Raw genomic sequence first — 17,266 nt, forward strand, 5'->3', positions numbered from 1 at the left:
GTTTTTCCTTATTTTATGTTGTGTTGAATGGGTCTATTAATTACAGGCTTTATGCCACAAAATCAAGTTTTTTTAAAAAAAATGAGGCTTTGTTTAATTTTTCTCAATAAAAAATCCCCTTTCGGGGATTTATTGATTATTTATCTGCTTTTTTCGTGGTTTTCTTTACCGTTTTTTTCGGCTCAGATTCACCTTCAGATTTGACCGCACTTTTCTTTGTTGTAGTAGACTTTGTAGTCTTCTCTTTTGTCGTTGCGGATTTAGTTGCTTTTTTCTTTGGCTTTTCAGCTAAATTTGCCGCTTTCCATTCCTCAAATTTTTCAAGTAATACTTTACCCATTGGGCTTGGATCGCCTGTAAACAAGGTTTGTAAACCATTATTTTCAATGATATGACGGCGAAGTTCTAAACGTTCTTGATGGTTTTCTGCTAAACGAATTGCACGTTCAACATATTCATCTACCGTATTTGCAATTAACCATTCCGGTAAACCTAAACGTTTAAATAACCCTTCATCAATATGTTCATGGACTTCTGCACCGGTTTTACATACCCCCACTAAACCTAATGTCACCATATCAATAATGCCATTCGTGTTACCGAATGGGAATGGGTTTACCATCATATCACAGTTATGCAAAATACGAAGATATTGATCATAAGGCGCATGTGGATGAGCTGTCGCATCATTGCCTAAATAAGACTTAATAAAACGCTCAACATAAGGATGTGTCACGCCACTAGATTGACCTAACGCAAAGTGGAAATGCACTTTCACGTTAGCACGATCACGAATAGCCTTTAATGCCGCCAAGAAATAGGGATTAAGCTTCATTGTAGTAGAAGCAATACCAATATTTACCACTTCAGGATTTTCACGTAAACGATACTCTACGTGTTGCGGTGCAAGAGCTGAAGGTACATAAGGAAGAGCATCTTTTGGTAAACGCAATAATTGCTCACTGAAGCATTTTTCAGAACCCACATAATCATCTTCTACAATCACATATTCAATAAAATCAGAATGTGTCGTAGCAGGGTGGCCTAAAGCAATTACTTGAACCGGTGCAAGACGCGTGTTACTTGCAAAAATAGTGGTTAAATCCATCCCAATACTTGGCATATAAAGAACCGCTGCACCATTTTTCTCACAAATCTCTTTTAATTCATTCAATTTACTAAAAATATTATCGCCTTTTAATAAATGGAATTCATCAAACACCGCTTGGCCTACTGCATCTACAGCTTCATTACCCACACCAATTAAATGAAAACGCTCACGCGCGGCAATCATTGAAGTAGAATGCGTACGATAAATTGAATGAGATGAATGGAAATGCTCCAATAATACAACCATGACAGGTTTGCCATTACGTTCACCTAATTTCGTAACATCGCGATCAATCCATCCACCTTGTAATAAATGACGGCGAATAACTTGGTTTAATGCTTTTTTCACCCAGTGTTTATTTTCAGCAATATCGTAGCTGCAATGCATATACACATCGTGTGAAATTGCGCTTGGCACATTATTTAAGTTTTCAATTGTTGCCAATTTTTCAGGGAACCATTGTAAAAGCGTACCACGCTTAGAGAACGCTTGATCGGTACCGATAAAACGGGGTGATTGTAATGCAAAACAAAGAGATGCACATAATTCAGGATCTAAATTCCATAAAGCATCAAGATTAACATTCACATTAGATTCTGGCAGATAGAAAATACAGAATTTAATTAATGATGATCTCGCATTATCTAAATGAAAATCGGATAAATTAGCCTTATCTGGATTGCGATTATAAGTCTGCAACACATGATCCGCATTTACAAATGGCGATGATGCGAAAATCATGTTAATCCAACGTTGTAAGGTAAAGAAACGTTGTGCTCCGCCTTCAGAAATATCTAATTTAGGATCAGAAAATAGCTCGCTCATTGCTACCGCTACACGGGTACAAAAATGCTCAACTTTCTCTTGTACTAATTCATCATTTAATTGACTAGGATAATCAATTTCAATGCCTTCAACGCCACCAAAATTAGTATCTATTTTGCTTAAAATATCGAGCAATTCTACGCAAGCTGCTTCATAATTTTTTGCTGCAACTTCTTGTTCAAAACGGATAACACTGGGTTGTTTTTGTGTTTCTGCCATTTCTAAATTCCTTTGGTAAAAAATAAATAAGATTAATAATTAACAGGTTCCCCATAGATCATATTCATCTGAATGGGTAATGGTTACTTTAATAAATTCGCCTACTTTCACTGGCGTGCCACTTAGATTTTCAATATAAACTAAGCCATCAACTTCTGGTGCATCAGCTTTTGTACGCCCGATAATACCTTCGTCATCAATTTCATCCACAATTACATCAAGCGTTTGACCAATTTTTTGTTTTAATCGTTCAGCCGAAATTTCTTGTTGTAACTGCATAAAGCGGTGGAAACGTTCTTCTTTTACATCTTCAGGCACTTGATCTGCCATTTCAGTTGCAGGAGCGCCTTCTACTGGGCTAAATTTGAAACAGCCCACACGATCAAGTTGTGCTTCTTTTAAGAAATCCAATAACATTTGGAAATCTTCTTCTGTTTCACCTGGGAAACCTACAATGAAAGTTGAACGCAAGGTTAAATCCGGACAAATTTCACGCCATTGCTTGATACGCTCTAAAGTGCGGTCAATTTTTCCTGGTCTTTTCATCGCTTTTAAAATTTTTGGACTCGCGTGTTGCAATGGAATATCCAAATAAGGCAACAATAGACCTTCCGCCATTAATGGAATTAAATCATCCACGTGCGGATAAGGATAAACGTAATGTAAACGCACCCAAATGCCTAATTTACCAAGCTGTTTGCACAAGGTCATTAAGTCATTTTTAATTGGCATACCATTCCAGAAAGCGGTTTTCACGCCACCTTCTTTGCGTTGTGTATCCATCGCATAAGCTGAAGTATCTTGTGAAACAACCAACAATTCCTTCACACCCGCATCAGAAAGGCGTTTTGCTTCATCCAATACTTGCGTGATAGAACGGCTTTCTAAATCCCCACGTAATGAAGGGATTATACAGAATGTACAACGATGATCACAGCCTTCTGAGATTTTCAAATAAGCATAGTGTTTTGGTGTTAATTTCACCCCTTGTTTTGGTACAAGGCTGGTGTATGGATTATGTTCTGGTTTTGGTACATATTTATGTACTTGTGCCATGACTGTTTCATAACTGTGCGGACCGCTCACTTCCAATACTTTCGGGTGAACTTGGCGAATTTGATCTTCTTTCGCCCCTAAACAGCCGGTCACAATCACGCGTCCGTTTTCTTCCAACGCCTCTCCAATGGCTTCTAGGGATTCCTGCACGGCACTATCAATAAAGCCGCAAGTATTCACAATGACCAAGTCTACATTTTCATAACTTGGCACAATGTTATATCCGTCAGTACGTAATTCAGTCAAAATACGTTCGGAATCCACTAAATTTTTAGGACAACCTAAACTTACAAAGCCAATATTCGGCGTTGATTTTTGCATACATTTATTCTCAGCTATCATCATCTTTCAAAACTTTAGATTTTACTCAATTTCAAGCAGAAAGGCGATAAATTAAAGGTAAATTGATTGTAAATTTGCCCATTAAAGTCCTTTTTTCAGGTAGAATAACGCCCGTTTTTTTATTTACTTATATTCATTATTAACATGGAAAATTCTTTTCTTTTTTCGACCGCTCTTGAACAGACGGCTTACTTACTTATCCTAGGGAAAATGCTACTCGCACTTGTACTTGGCGGGATTATTGGCTTAGAACGCGAACTTAAACACAAACCGGTTGGGGTCAAAACCTGTGCCATTATTGCGGTGACGACTTGTGTACTGACGATTGTCTCCATTCAAGCCGCAGAACATTATGCGCAAGTTTCAGATAATATTCGAACTGACCCTATGCGACTTGCCGCACAAGTAATCAGTGGCATTGGTTTCTTAGGTGCAGGGGTAATTTTACACAAGAAAAATGATGCCATTTCAGGCTTAACCACTGCAGCAATTATTTGGGCTGCAGCGGCTATCGGTGTGGCAACAGGTGCAGGCTTTATTTTTGATGCAATTATTGCCACTTTAATGATTTTAATCGCTATCCGTATCAGCCCTATTGTGCAACGTTATGTTCGTCGTAAAACCTATAAAAAACGTACTCGATTGGCTATTCAACTAAGTTCTGCGAACGGCATCAGTAAAGTGACAGATTTATTATTGAAACATGATTACCGCATTGAAAATATCTCAGTAAAAGACCAAGCAAGTGGCGAAGTTCGCTTGCAAGTGCGATGCTACAACATTGATAATGAAATGCTAAAAGATGTCTATACGCTGTTAAAAACAGAAGATGAAGTGCTGAGTGTGGATGTAGAAAATTAAAATCAGCTTAAAGTAACACATTACTTATATCGTAAAACCACTACTTGCTAGACAAAAAGTTAAATACTTAAACTGGATAACGTCATGAATTTACAAGATAATTTCGAGCAGCATACGCCGATGATGCAGCAATATCTCAAGTTAAAAGCAGAAAATCCTGATATTTTGTTATTTTATCGAATGGGGGATTTTTATGAGCTTTTTTATGATGATGCAAAAAAAGCGGCAGCATTGTTAGATATTTCTTTAACGAAACGTGGGCAATCAGCAGGTAATCCCATTCCCATGGCGGGTGTGCCTTATCATGCGGTAGAAGGTTATTTAGCAAAATTAGTGCAATTAGGTGAACCTGTAGCCATTTGTGAGCAAGTAGGTGATCCCGCTACATCAAAAGGGCCGGTTGAACGCAAAATTGTACGAATTGTGACACCAGGTACGGTAAGTGATGAAGCCCTTTTACCTGAACGCCAAGATAACTTAATTGTGGCGGTTTATCAGGAAAAAGAAAAATTCGGTCTAGCTACATTAGACATGACATCTGGACGCTTCCAGCTTTGTGAACCTCATTCAAAAGAAGCCTTGCAAGCTGAATTACAGCGTATTAATCCCGTAGAATTACTTTATTGTGAAGATTTTGCCGAAATGTCCATTATCGAACCTTATAAAGGTCTACGCCGTCGCCCAATTTGGGAATTTGAACTCAGTACGGCGATTTCAGAACTTAATCGTCAATTTGGTACGAAAGATTTACGTGCATTTGGTGTAGAAAAATCACCCCTTGGCTTGGCAGCAGCAGGTTGTTTATTGCAATATGCAAAAGAAACACAAAGGGCTTCTCTTCCACATATTCAAAGCATCAGTGTTATTCAAAATAACGATAATATTCAATTAGATGCCGCAACACGCCGAAATTTAGAACTTACTCAAAATCTTGCGGGTGGCACAGAAAATACACTTGCTTCGGTATTAGATAAATGTGTTACACCAATGGGTAGCCGTTTGTTAAAACGTTGGATTCATCAACCTATCCGTCAAACAGACATTCTATTAAAACGCCAAAAAACCATTGGTGAAATTATTGAGCAAGATTTGTATCACGAATTGCAGCCTTATTTGCAACAAGTGGGGGATATGGAACGAGTTCTTGCTCGTGTAGCACTGCGTTCTGCTCGTCCTCGTGATCTCACACGTTTACGAACTGCATTAGAACAAATTGAACCGATAAAATCGCTAATTCATACAAAAACATCGTCAAATTTGACCGCACTTTCCGCACAAATTGATGATTTTTCCGCGCAAATAGCGTTACTTCAAAAAGCAATTATTGAAACTCCTCCGTTATTAATTCGCGATGGTGGCGTTATTGCTGAAGGCTATAATGCAGAATTAGATGAATGGCGAACCCTTTCCGCTGATGCAACGCAATATTTAGAAAATTTAGAACAACGCGAACGAGAAAGTACGGGCATTGATACCTTAAAAATTGGCTTTAATGCGGTACATGGCTATTATATTCAAATCAGCCAAGGACAAGCCCATAAAGCACCGATTCATTATGTTCGCCGTCAAACCTTAAAAAATGCCGAGCGCTATATTATTCCTGAATTAAAAGAATACGAAGATAAGGTTTTAAAATCAAAAGGCGCGGCGCTTGCTTTAGAAAAGCAACTTTATGATGAATTATTTGATTTATTGCTGCCACATTTAGTCCAATTACAATTAGCCAGCTTGGCATTGTCTGAATTGGATGTGTTAGTTAACTTGGCAGAGCGAGCAGAAACCTTAAATTATGTTGCACCACAATTTAGCGATGAAATTGGCGTAAAAATTGAAAATGGTCGCCATCCTGTGGTGGAACAAGTCTTAAAAGACCCCTTTATTGCTAACCCTGTTAATCTCAATCAGCAGCGTCATTTACTGATTATTACTGGCCCCAATATGGGCGGTAAAAGTACCTATATGCGTCAAACGGCTTTAATTACGTTAATGGCGTATATAGGCAGTTTTGTGCCGGCTGATAGTGCGGTTATCGGGCAAATTGATCGTATTTTCACTCGAATTGGCGCCTCTGATGATTTAACTTCCGGTCGTTCTACATTTATGGTGGAAATGACAGAAATGGCGAACATTCTTCATCAAGCCACTTCACAAAGTTTGGTTCTGATTGATGAAATTGGACGAGGTACGTCTACTTATGATGGGCTTTCTTTAGCTTGGGCTTGTGCCGAATGGTTAGCAAAGAAAACCCGTTCACTTACATTATTTGCGACCCATTATTTTGAACTCACCGCACTGCCAGAACAAATTGAAGGTATTGCTAATATTCATTTAGATGCATTAGAACATAACAATACCATCGCCTTTATGCATGCGGTTCAAGACGGTGCAGCAAGTAAAAGTTATGGTCTTGCTGTTGCAGCGCTGGCTGGTGTGCCTCAATCCGTGATTAAACTGGCGAAGCAAAAATTACATCAGTTAGAAAAATTGTCGGCACAAAATGGTGATCAACAAATTCAACATTTAAGAGCGTTAAATAAACATCAAGGTGAATTGGCTTTTGAAGCGGAACCGGATGCTTTACGTGAAGCCATTGAGCAGCTTGATCCAGATGAATTAAGTCCAAAACAAGCCTTAGCTTATTTGTATCAATTGAAGAAAATGCTGTAAGAAATAAAAAAAGAGCGGTCAAAAAATTCATTGTTTTTTATGACCGCTCTTTTATTTTCACTAATTTCTTAAAATCTCATAGATTTCAGAATCTTTTCTATCAAGATAATGGATAGATTGGATTTTACGAATGGTGCGTGATTTACCACGAATTAATAAGGTTTCTGTGGTTGCCAAGTTGCCACGGCGAGAAATTCCTTTGAGTAATTCACCGTGCGTAATTCCCGTTGCGGCAAAAACAAGGTTATCATCACGTACTAAATCCTCTAATTTTAAGATTTCATTGACCTTCACACCTAAGGCTTCACAACGTTGAACTTCTTTTGCGGCAATTTTACGGTTTTCTTCTTTATCGCCTTTCACTTCATTACGTGGAATAAGGCGAGCTTGCATATCCCCACCTAATGCGCGAATTGCAGCGGCAGCTGCCACACCTTCAGGTGCACCACCAATGCCATAAACCATATCCACTTCAGCATCCGGTAAGCAACATAAAACCGAAGCAGCAACATCACCATCTGGAATAGCCATCACACGAATACCAAGATTATGCATTTGCTTAATCACTTCATCATGACGTGGTTTAGCGAGCACCATCACGGTTAAATCCGATAAGGATTTACCTAAACGAGAAGCCACACGGCGAAGATTTTGTTCAATAGGTAAACTTAAATCAATCATGCCTTTCACTTCAGGACCAACAACCAATTTTTCCATATACATATCTGGCGCTTTTAAGAAGGTTCGTTTACCGCCAGCAGCCAATACTGAAATCGCATTTGATTGGCCCATTGCTGTCATTCTTGTGCCATCAATTGGATCAACCGCAATAGAAACGAGTTCACCATTACCTGACCCTACTTTTTCGCCAATATAAAGCATTGGGGCTTCGTCAATTTCCCCTTCACCAATCACAATTTCACCGTCCATATGGATTAAATTCAGCATATAACGCATGGCTTTGACTGCCGCCTCATCTGCCGCATTTTTATTACCACGTCCAAGCCAAGTATAAGCCGCTAATGCAGCTGCTTCGGTTACTCTTGAAAATTCAATAGCTAATGCACGATTCATTTTTTTCTCCCAATGCAAAAAGTCTCGTTATTTTATCATTAAGCAAACGTTTGCATAATAAATTTTGACAAGAGGCTTTTAAAAATAGGATTAAGTGGGTAGAATAAAGCCGTTTCGGACTTATTTTAAAAAAGGAAATCACTATGTCTTTAGAAATTTTAGATCAGCTTGAAGAAAAAATTAGACAAGCAGTAGAAACCATTCAATTACTTCAACTTGAAGTGGAAGAATTAAAAGAACAAAAAAATCAATCTCAACAAGCGGTAGAAGCGTTGCAACATGAAAACGAGCAACTTAGAAATGAACACCGCAACTGGCAAGAACACATTCGTTCATTGTTGGGTAAATTTGACAACGTATAATGACTATAAAGGCTTAGAAAATCTAAGCCTTTTTTCTTATTAGGAAACAATATGAATATTTGCGTGATTTCAGGCAGCACATTAGGCAGCGCTGAATATGTGGCGGAGCATTTAGAAGAGGTGTTAAAAACACAAGATTTTTCTACCGCACTTTTCCACGGACCAGAACTTGATGATGTGATTGATGAAAATATTTGGTTGATTGTCACTTCAACACATGGTGCTGGTGAATTACCTGATAATTTGAAACCACTCTTTGAACAAATTGCGGCATCAGATAAAGATTTATCTTCCCTCCGCTTTGCCGTTGTAGGCTTAGGTAATTCAGATTACGATACATTCTGTCATGCCGTGAATAAAGTCGAAACACAATTAAGTGAAAAAAGTGCGGTCAAAATTTGTGAGAGTTTAAAAATTGATGTCTTACATATTAATGATCAAGAGCAATTTGCTGAAGATTGGCTACCACAATTTATTCATGCACTTTAGTCATAATAAAGCGATAATTTGAGTTATCGCTTTTTCTTTATCCATTATCCAAAAAAATTACCTGTGTATAACTTTGATAAAACCTGTCAAAAACTTGTTCTTTTCCACTGAGTAAATATGATGATTGTCTTAGCTGTGGATAAAATTAAAGGTTATCCACAAGAAAAAGCCTCCAAACTGATGACATTTCAACATAGTCTAAAATGATCTAACTTCTTCATTTAAAAAAGGAAAAGGATCTTATTAACAAGGTAAAAGGATCATAATAGTAACAATAATAAGATCTTTATATATAAATAGATCTTATCTTTATTACCTCTCAATCTTCTCTCATCACAGATTGAATTCTTACTTTCAAGCACACGTAATTTTCAGTAGAATAGCGCCTATTTTTAGATCGAAGATCAAATTGAAGACGAAGAGAGAGATATGTTTTACACCGAAAATTATGATGTGATCGTTGTTGGTGGCGGTCATGCCGGTACAGAAGCCGCATTGGCACCAGCACGTATGGGATTAAAAACCCTGTTATTGACACATAATGTTGATACCCTTGGACAAATGTCATGTAACCCTGCTATTGGTGGTATTGGTAAAGGCCATTTAGTGAAAGAAGTGGATGCGATGGGCGGCTTAATGGCGCATGCTGCAGATAAGGCGGGTATTCAATTTCGTACTTTAAACAGCAGTAAAGGGCCTGCTGTACGTGCAACTCGTGCTCAAGCTGACCGCGTGTTATATCGCCAAGCCGTACGTATCGCACTTGAAAACCAACCAAATTTAGATATTTTCCAACAAGAAGTAACCGATATTTTAATTGAACAAGATCGCATTTGTGGTGTGGAAACCAAAATGGGGCTTAAATTCTGTGCTAAATCGGTCATTTTAACAGCCGGTACTTTCTTAGCGGGTAAGATCCATATTGGTTTAGAACATTATGAAGGTGGTCGAGCTGGTGATCCGGCATCTGTTACACTTTCTCATCGTTTACGTGATCTGAATTTACGTGTTGATCGTTTAAAAACGGGTACGCCACCGCGTATTGATGCACGCACGATCAATTTTGATATATTGGCTAAACAACATGGTGATGCTGTATTACCTGTATTTTCTTTTATGGGATCGGTATCTGATCACCCTCAACAAATTCCTTGTTATATCACCCATACCAATGAACAAACCCATGAAGTGATCCGTAATAACTTGGATCGCAGTCCAATGTATACTGGAGTGATTGAAGGGATCGGTCCACGTTATTGTCCATCCATTGAAGATAAAGTGATGCGTTTTGCGGATCGTAATTCACATCAAATTTATTTGGAACCGGAAGGCTTAACCAGTAATGAAGTGTATCCAAACGGGATTTCTACCAGTTTACCGTTTGACGTGCAAATGGGCATTGTGAATTCTATGAAAGGTTTGGAAAAAGCGCGCATCATTAAACCAGGTTATGCCATTGAATATGATTATTTTGATCCACGTGACTTAAAACCAACGTTAGAAACTAAATCGATTTCGGGTTTATTCTTTGCGGGTCAAATTAACGGTACAACGGGTTATGAAGAAGCGGCGGCACAAGGCTTATTGGCGGGGATTAACGCAGGTCTTTACGTACAAGATAAAGAGGCATGGTATCCACGTCGCGATCAATCTTATACAGGTGTATTAGTGGATGATCTTTGCACGCTTGGCACCAAAGAACCGTATCGCGTATTTACTTCTCGTGCTGAATACCGTTTGTTATTACGTGAAGACAATGCAGACATTCGTTTAACGCCAATTGCCCATAAATTAGGTTTGATTGATGAGGCTCGTTGGGCGCGCTTTAATCAAAAAATGGAAAATATTGAACAGGAACGCCAACGCTTACGCAGTATTTGGTTGCATCCACGTTCTGAATATTTAGAAGAAGCGAATAAAGTACTTGGAAGCCCACTTGTGCGTGAAGCCAATGGTGAAGATTTATTACGCCGTCCGGAAATGACTTACGATATTTTGACTTCTTTAACGCCATACAAACCGGCAATGGAAGATCGAGAAGCCGTAGAACAAGTAGAAATTGCTATTAAGTATCAAGGCTATATTGAGCATCAACAAGAAGAAATTGAAAAACAAAAACGCCATGAAAATACAGCTATTCCGGCTAACTTTGATTACAGCAAAGTGTCTGGTTTATCTAATGAAGTACGCGCGAAGTTGGAACAGCATCGTCCGGTTTCCATTGGTCAAGCAAGCCGAATTTCAGGCGTTACTCCTGCAGCAATTTCAATTATTCTGGTTAATTTGAAAAAACAAGGCATGCTAAAACGTGGGGAATAAACTTCTCAGGTATTGAAAGCAAAAGTGCGGTGAATTTTCATCGCACTTTTTTATATTACAAATTAAAAAGATGTATTGGTAGGCTAAATTTTTGCTGAAATAAAAACACTAAGGATTTTAACCGCACTTTCAAGTAGAATGGCAACAAATAGATAAAATAGATAGAAAAATGAAAGCAAAACTCGAAAATTTACTGGCTCAAGCAGAAATTCAATTAACCGATCTGCAAAAAGATCAGCTGATTAAGTTGGTACAATTACTCAATAAATGGAACAAGGCTTATAATTTAACCTCTGTACGTGATCCACAAGAAATGTTAGTGAAACATATCTTGGATAGTATTGTTGTTAGTCCTTATTTACAAGGGGATCGTTTTATAGATGTTGGAACGGGTCCAGGCTTGCCAGGCCTGCCTTTAGCCATTATTAACCCTACCAAGCAATTTGTCTTGTTAGATAGTTTAGGTAAGCGTATTAGCTTCATTCGAAATGCAGTACGTGAGTTAGGACTAACAAATGTAGAACCCGTTCTTAGCCGTGTCGAAGAATACCAACCTGAACAAAAATTCGACGGTGTATTAAGTCGTGCATTTGCTTCGTTAAAAGATATGACAGATTGGTGCCATCATTTGCCAAAAGAAAATGGGTATTTTTATGCCTTAAAAGGCATTTATCACGAAGATGAAGTTCAAGAACTAGACAAAAAATTCGAAGTAAAAGACGTGATAACTTTACATGTACCAGAGCTTATAGGTGAGCGACATTTAATCGTTTTACGATAAAACACACTTTTTTTATGACTATTTTGTTAATTATTTTTTAAAAGTGTGATTTGTTTAACATTTTTTAGTGGTTTAAAAGTTGAAACTCTTTGTAGCACGGGTATAATTAGATAGTTTTTGTATTTTAAAAAAATAAGATAATGTCTAAGGTTTTAACACAGGCTAAAAATCGATATCAAAAGGCGATAATCATTGAGTCGGTTTGTCTTGTTGTTTTGGGATTATTCCTTGCAATTTGGCAAGGTGAAAGAGTGGTAGATTTTAGTTTAGGATTTATCAGTGCTTTTGTACCATTTTGTGCTTTTGCTTATATTGTTTTTTTTCGCAAACAAGATTTTTCAACAAAATTAACGGCATTTTATCGTGGTGAAGCGTTAAAGTTTATTCTAACGATTGTGCTTGTGGGTATGTCCTTTAAATGGCTTGCTATCTCGCATTTTATTTTGTTTTTTGTTGGTTTTTTTACAGCATTAGCGTTGAATAATTTTATTCCGTTTTTGTTAAATAGATCTTAATTTTTTTCTACAAAGGGTTGACTATGTCTGGACAAACAACTTCCGAATATATTAGTCACCACTTGTCTTTCTTGAAGACAGGTGATGGTTTCTGGAACGTTCACTTCGATACGCTTTTTTTCTCAATTGTATCGGCAGTGATTTTCTTGTTTATCTTTTCTCGTGTTGCAAAAAATGCCACTACAGGCGTACCAGGCAAAATGCAATGTTTGGTTGAAATTGTTGTAGGTTGGGTTGATGGCATTGTGAAAGAAAACTTTCATGGTCCGCGTAATGTGGTCGCACCAATTGCTTTAACCATTTTCTGCTGGGTATTTATTATGAATGCTATTGACTTAATCCCAGTTGATTTTCTTCCTCAATTTGCCGGTCTTTTTGGTATTCATTATTTAAGAGCAGTACCAACAGCAGATATTAGTGCAACATTAGGTATGTCAATCTGTGTATTCTTCCTTATTCTTTTCTATACAATTAAATCAAAAGGTTTTGGTGGTTTAGTTAAAGAATATACACTCCACCCTTTTAATCATTGGGCGTTTATTCCTGTAAACTTTATTCTTGAAACAGTAACTTTATTAGCTAAACCTATTTCTCTTGCTTTCCGTCTTTTCGGTAATATGTATGCAGGGGAATTAATCTTTATTCTTATCGCTGTGATGTACTCTGCAAATGTGGCCATTGCAGCATTGGGAATCCCATTACACCTAGCTTGGGCTATTTTCCATATTTTGGTTATTACGTTACAAGCATTCATCTTTATGATGTTAACGGTGGTTTATTTAAGTATTGCTTATAACAAAGCAGAACATTAATTTTTTATTAACCGGCTCTAGGGCTAAACTTAACTTCTATCTATTGGAGAACATTATGGAAACTGTAATTACAGCGACAATCATTGGTGCATCAATTCTTCTTGCATTTGCTGCATTAGGTACTGCAATCGGCTTTGCGATCTTAGGTGGTAAATTCTTAGAATCATCTGCTCGCCAACCTGAATTAGCATCTAGCCTACAAACTAAAATGTTTATCGTGGCTGGTCTTTTGGATGCGATTGCAATGATTGCTGTTGGTATTTCATTACTTTTCATTTTCGCAAACCCATTCATCGGTTTATTACAATAATCACCTTATTTGCTTATCAACGTAAAACAAGCATAGTAAGGAGGACGTTGTGAATTTAAATGCAACATTGATTGGTCAACTTATTGCGTTCGCACTTTTCGTGTGGTTCTGCATGAAGTTTGTTTGGCCACCAATTATTAATGCGATTGAAACACGTCAAAGCCAAATTGCGAACGCGTTAGCGTCAGCTGAAGCAGCGAAAAAAGAGCAAGCAGATACTAAAAATCTTGTTGAACAAGAACTTTTATCTGCCAAAGTACAAGCTCAAGAAATTTTAGATGCTGCGAATAAACGTCGCAATGAAGTGTTAGACGAAGTGAAGGCAGAAGCTGAAGAACTAAAAGCAAAAATTATTGCTCAAGGTTATGCTGAAGTAGAAGCAGAACGTAAACGTGTTCAAGAAGAATTACGTGTTAAAGTGGCTTCATTAGCAGTAGCGGGTGCTGAGAAAATTGTGGGTCGTTCTATTGATGAAGCGGCAAACAATGACATTATTGATAAATTAGTTGCAGAGTTATAAGAGGCTTAGCTTATGTCAGAATTAACTACAATAGCTCGCCCTTATGCAAAAGCTGCATTCGACTTTGCCATTGAACAAAGTGCGGTTGAAAAATGGACTGAAATGTTAGGTTTTGCTGCAGCTGTAGCTGAAGATGAAACGGTAAAAGCTTACTTAAGTAGTTCTCTTTCTGCACAGAAATTAGCTGATACAGTAATTTCTATTTGTGGCGAACAATTGGATCAATATGGGCAAAATCTTATTCGGTTAATGGCTGAAAATAAGCGTTTGAGTGCGATTCCTACCGTGTTTGAAGAATTTAAACATTATGTGGAAGAACACCAAGCTATTGCAGAAGTTGAAGTAACTTCAGCACAACCATTGAATGCAACACAAATCGAAAAAATTGCAGCTGCAATGGAAAAAAGATTAGCTCGCAAAGTGAAATTAAATTGCAATGTAGATAGCTCACTGATTGCCGGTGTAGTGATTCGTACAGAAGATTTTGTGATTGACGGAAGTAGTCGTGGACAACTTGCTCGTCTCGCAAATGAGTTGCAATTATAAGAGGAATACAAGATGCAACTAAATTCAACTGAAATTAGTGAATTGATTAAAAAACGCATCGCTCAATTTGACGTGGTGAGCGAAGCCCGTAATACAGGGACTATTGTTTCTGTAAGCGACGGGATTATTCGTATTCATGGCTTAAGCGATGTGATGCAAGGCGAAATGATCGCCTTACCGGGCAACCGTTACGCAATGGCACTTAACCTTGAACGTGATTCTGTTGGTGCAGTAGTAATGGGTCCTTACGCAGATTTAGCGGAAGGTATGGAAGTACAATGTACTGGCCGTATTCTTGAAGTACCAGTTGGCCGTGGTTTATTAGGTCGTGTGGTAAATACGCTTGGTCAACCAATCGATGGTAAAGGTGAAATTGAAAACGATGGTTTCTCTCCTGTTGAAGTCATTGCACCAGGTGTTATCGATCGTAAATCGGTTGATCAGCCTGTACAAACCGGTTATAAAGCGGTTGACTCCATGGTTCCAATCGGTCGTGGTCAACGTGAGTTAATCATTGGTGACCGTCAAACTGGTAAAACAGCATTAGCAATCGACGCAATTATTAACCAACGTGATTCAGGTATTAAATGTATCTATGTAGCGATCGGTCAAAAAGCGTCGACTATTGCAAACGTAGTGCGTAAATTAGAAGAGCACGGTGCGCTTGAAAACACAATCGTTGTTGCAGCATCAGCATCTGAATCAGCTGCGTTACAATATTTAGCACCTTACGCTGGTTGTGCAATGGGTGAATATTTCCGTGATCGCGGTGAAGATGCGTTAATCGTTTACGATGACTTATCAAAACAAGCCGTTGCTTATCGTCAAATTTCATTATTATTACGTCGTCCACCAGGTCGTGAAGCCTATCCAGGTGACGTATTCTATCTACACTCACGTTTACTTGAACGTGCAGCGCGTGTAAATGAAGAATACGTAGAAAAATTCACTCAAGGTGCAGTAAAAGGAAAAACAGGTTCTTTAACCGCTCTTCCAATTATTGAAACTCAAGCAGGTGACGTTTCAGCATTCGTTCCAACCAACGTAATTTCGATTACCGATGGTCAGATTTTCTTAGAATCTAACTTATTTAACTCTGGTATTCGTCCAGCGGTAAACCCTGGTATTTCGGTATCTCGTGTGGGTGGTTCTGCACAAACTAAAGTAGTGAAAAAATTAGCTGGTGGTATCCGTACCGCATTAGCTCAATATCGTGAATTAGCGGCGTTTGCTCAGTTCGCATCTGACCTTGATGATGCTACCCGCAAACAACTTTCTCACGGTGAAAAAGTCACTGAATTATTGAAACAAAAACAATATGTACCGCTTAGCGTAGCAGAGCAATCTGTGTTGCTTTTCGCGGTTGAGTTTGGCTATTTAGAAGATGTGGAATTGCAAAAAATTGCAAGTTTTGAAGCTGCACTTTTAGATTACGCTCGCCGTAACCACAGCGAGTTTATGGCTGAATTGACCAAAACCGGTAATTACAATGATGAAGTTAAAGCATCATTGAAATCGATTTTGGATAACTTTAAAGCCAACAGCGCGTGGTAAAAGTAACGGAGAAATAAGATGGCAGGTGCAAAAGAGATAAAAACCAAAATTGCCAGTGTACAAAGTACACAAAAAATTACAAAGGCAATGGAAATGGTGGCGACCTCGAAAATGCGTAAAACGCAGGATCGTATGTCGGCTTCTCGTCCGTATTCTGAAACAATACGAAATGTTATCAGCCACGTCTCTAAAGCAAGTGTTGGTTATAAACACCCATTTTTAATTCAACGCGAAGTAAAAAAAGTCGGGATCTTAGTGGTCTCGACTGACCGCGGAATGTGTGGTGGTTTGAACATTAACTTGTTTAAAACCGTCATGACAGAAATCAAACAATGGAAAGATAAAGGTGTTAATGTTGAATTGGGTTTAATTGGCTCGAAAGGCATTAGTTTCTTCCGTTCATTAGGATTACCTGTTCGTGCACAACTTTCCGGTTTGGGTGATAATCCGACAATGGAAGATTTAATTGGTGTTGCAAACGGTATGTTTGGTAGCTATAAAGACGAAGAAGTAGACGCAGTTTATATTGCCTACAATAAATTCGTTAATACAATGGCGCAAAAACCTGTTTATCAACAATTAATACCATTACCGGCATTAGAAACCGATAATTTAGAGCAAAGACAAAGCACTTGGGATTACCTTTACGAGCCAGAGCCAAAAGTCTTATTAGACAGTTTGCTTACTCGTTATTTGGAATCACAAGTGTATCAATCTGTGGTAGATAACCTTGCTTCCGAGCAAGCTGCTAGAATGGTAGCAATGAAAGCGGCAACTGATAATGCAGGTAATTTAATCAATGACTTGCGATTAGTTTACAATAAAGCCCGTCAAGCAAGTATTACAAATGAATTAAACGAAATCGTCGCCGGCGCGGCAGCGATTTAATGAAAGAGGAACGGT

Annotated in this window: 16 protein-coding genes; 13 read left to right on the top strand and 3 right to left on the bottom strand. The window is 38.2% G+C overall.

Annotated elements, in window-relative coordinates; genetic code table 11:
- Window positions 1–136: 136 nt before the first annotated feature.
- Window positions 137–2,155: a UDP-glucose:protein N-beta-glucosyltransferase gene (locus HMPREF2750_RS09120; RefSeq protein ID WP_070583603.1), complete on the bottom strand. Its 2,019-nt coding sequence runs from the start codon at window positions 2,153–2,155 to the stop codon at window positions 137–139.
- Between the two features lie 39 nt (window positions 2,156–2,194).
- Window positions 2,195–3,532, bottom strand: a complete 1,338-nt coding sequence (rimO, locus tag HMPREF2750_RS09125; RefSeq protein ID WP_070583606.1) for a 30S ribosomal protein S12 methylthiotransferase RimO — start codon at window positions 3,530–3,532, stop codon at window positions 2,195–2,197.
- A gap of 165 nt (window positions 3,533–3,697) precedes the next feature.
- Here rimO and HMPREF2750_RS09130 point away from each other — a divergent pair, with 165 nt between their 5' ends.
- Complete coding sequence (locus HMPREF2750_RS09130) at window positions 3,698–4,414, top strand: MgtC/SapB family protein (protein WP_014064479.1); 717 nt, start codon at window positions 3,698–3,700, stop codon at window positions 4,412–4,414.
- Window positions 4,415–4,498: 84 nt separating this feature from the next.
- A complete protein-coding gene (gene mutS, locus HMPREF2750_RS09135) occupies window positions 4,499–7,081 on the top strand; it encodes a DNA mismatch repair protein MutS (RefSeq protein ID WP_070583608.1) in 2,583 nt (860 codons plus the stop codon).
- Window positions 7,082–7,141: 60 nt separating this feature from the next.
- Here mutS and glpX read toward each other — a convergent pair whose 3' ends face one another.
- On the bottom strand, window positions 7,142–8,155 hold the full coding sequence (gene glpX, locus HMPREF2750_RS09140; RefSeq protein ID WP_070583610.1) for a class II fructose-bisphosphatase: 1,014 nt from the start codon (window positions 8,153–8,155) through the stop codon (window positions 7,142–7,144).
- Between the two features lie 143 nt (window positions 8,156–8,298).
- On the opposite strand from glpX, the gene HMPREF2750_RS09145 reads away from it, so the two are divergent.
- The 11 genes from HMPREF2750_RS09145 (at window position 8,299) to atpG (ending at window position 17,251) form a co-directional block, all read left to right on the top strand.
- Window positions 8,299–8,517, top strand: coding sequence for a cell division protein ZapB (locus HMPREF2750_RS09145; RefSeq protein ID WP_014064476.1), 219 nt, complete (start codon window positions 8,299–8,301; stop codon window positions 8,515–8,517).
- Between the two features lie 51 nt (window positions 8,518–8,568).
- Complete coding sequence (gene mioC, locus HMPREF2750_RS09150; protein ID WP_070583611.1) at window positions 8,569–9,006, top strand: FMN-binding protein MioC; 438 nt, start codon at window positions 8,569–8,571, stop codon at window positions 9,004–9,006.
- 429 nt (window positions 9,007–9,435) lie between these two features.
- The gene (gene mnmG, locus HMPREF2750_RS09155) at window positions 9,436–11,325 is read left to right on the top strand and encodes a tRNA uridine-5-carboxymethylaminomethyl(34) synthesis enzyme MnmG (protein WP_070583613.1); all 1,890 of its coding nucleotides are present in this window, start codon (window positions 9,436–9,438) and stop codon (window positions 11,323–11,325) included.
- Between the two features lie 169 nt (window positions 11,326–11,494).
- Window positions 11,495–12,106: a 16S rRNA (guanine(527)-N(7))-methyltransferase RsmG gene (gene rsmG, locus HMPREF2750_RS09160; protein WP_070583615.1), complete on the top strand. Its 612-nt coding sequence runs from the start codon at window positions 11,495–11,497 to the stop codon at window positions 12,104–12,106.
- Window positions 12,107–12,246: 140 nt separating this feature from the next.
- Window positions 12,247–12,621: an ATP synthase subunit I gene (locus HMPREF2750_RS09165; RefSeq protein WP_070583617.1), complete on the top strand. Its 375-nt coding sequence runs from the start codon at window positions 12,247–12,249 to the stop codon at window positions 12,619–12,621.
- A gap of 23 nt (window positions 12,622–12,644) precedes the next feature.
- The gene (gene atpB, locus HMPREF2750_RS09170; RefSeq protein WP_014064469.1) at window positions 12,645–13,433 is read left to right on the top strand and encodes a F0F1 ATP synthase subunit A; all 789 of its coding nucleotides are present in this window, start codon (window positions 12,645–12,647) and stop codon (window positions 13,431–13,433) included.
- A 55-nt stretch (window positions 13,434–13,488) separates the two neighbouring features.
- Window positions 13,489–13,743, top strand: a complete 255-nt coding sequence (atpE, locus tag HMPREF2750_RS09175) for a F0F1 ATP synthase subunit C (protein ID WP_005539567.1) — start codon at window positions 13,489–13,491, stop codon at window positions 13,741–13,743.
- 49 nt (window positions 13,744–13,792) lie between these two features.
- Window positions 13,793–14,263 (top strand): F0F1 ATP synthase subunit B, encoded by a 471-nt coding sequence (atpF, locus tag HMPREF2750_RS09180; protein ID WP_005699161.1) that lies wholly within the window; start codon window positions 13,793–13,795, stop codon window positions 14,261–14,263.
- Window positions 14,264–14,275: 12 nt separating this feature from the next.
- Entirely contained in the window at window positions 14,276–14,809 is a 534-nt protein-coding gene (gene atpH, locus HMPREF2750_RS09185; protein WP_014064468.1) for a F0F1 ATP synthase subunit delta, read from the top strand.
- A gap of 12 nt (window positions 14,810–14,821) precedes the next feature.
- Window positions 14,822–16,363, top strand: a complete 1,542-nt coding sequence (atpA, locus tag HMPREF2750_RS09190; protein WP_049365101.1) for a F0F1 ATP synthase subunit alpha — start codon at window positions 14,822–14,824, stop codon at window positions 16,361–16,363.
- Between the two features lie 18 nt (window positions 16,364–16,381).
- Window positions 16,382–17,251 carry a F0F1 ATP synthase subunit gamma gene (atpG, locus tag HMPREF2750_RS09195; RefSeq protein WP_005694946.1) on the top strand — a complete coding sequence of 290 codons (870 nt, stop codon included), beginning with the start codon at window positions 16,382–16,384 and terminating at the stop codon, window positions 17,249–17,251.
- Window positions 17,252–17,266 lie beyond the last annotated feature (15 nt).

The organism is Haemophilus sp. HMSC066D02 (assembly GCF_001810545.1).
Classification (GTDB): Bacteria; Pseudomonadota; Gammaproteobacteria; order Enterobacterales; family Pasteurellaceae; genus Haemophilus_D.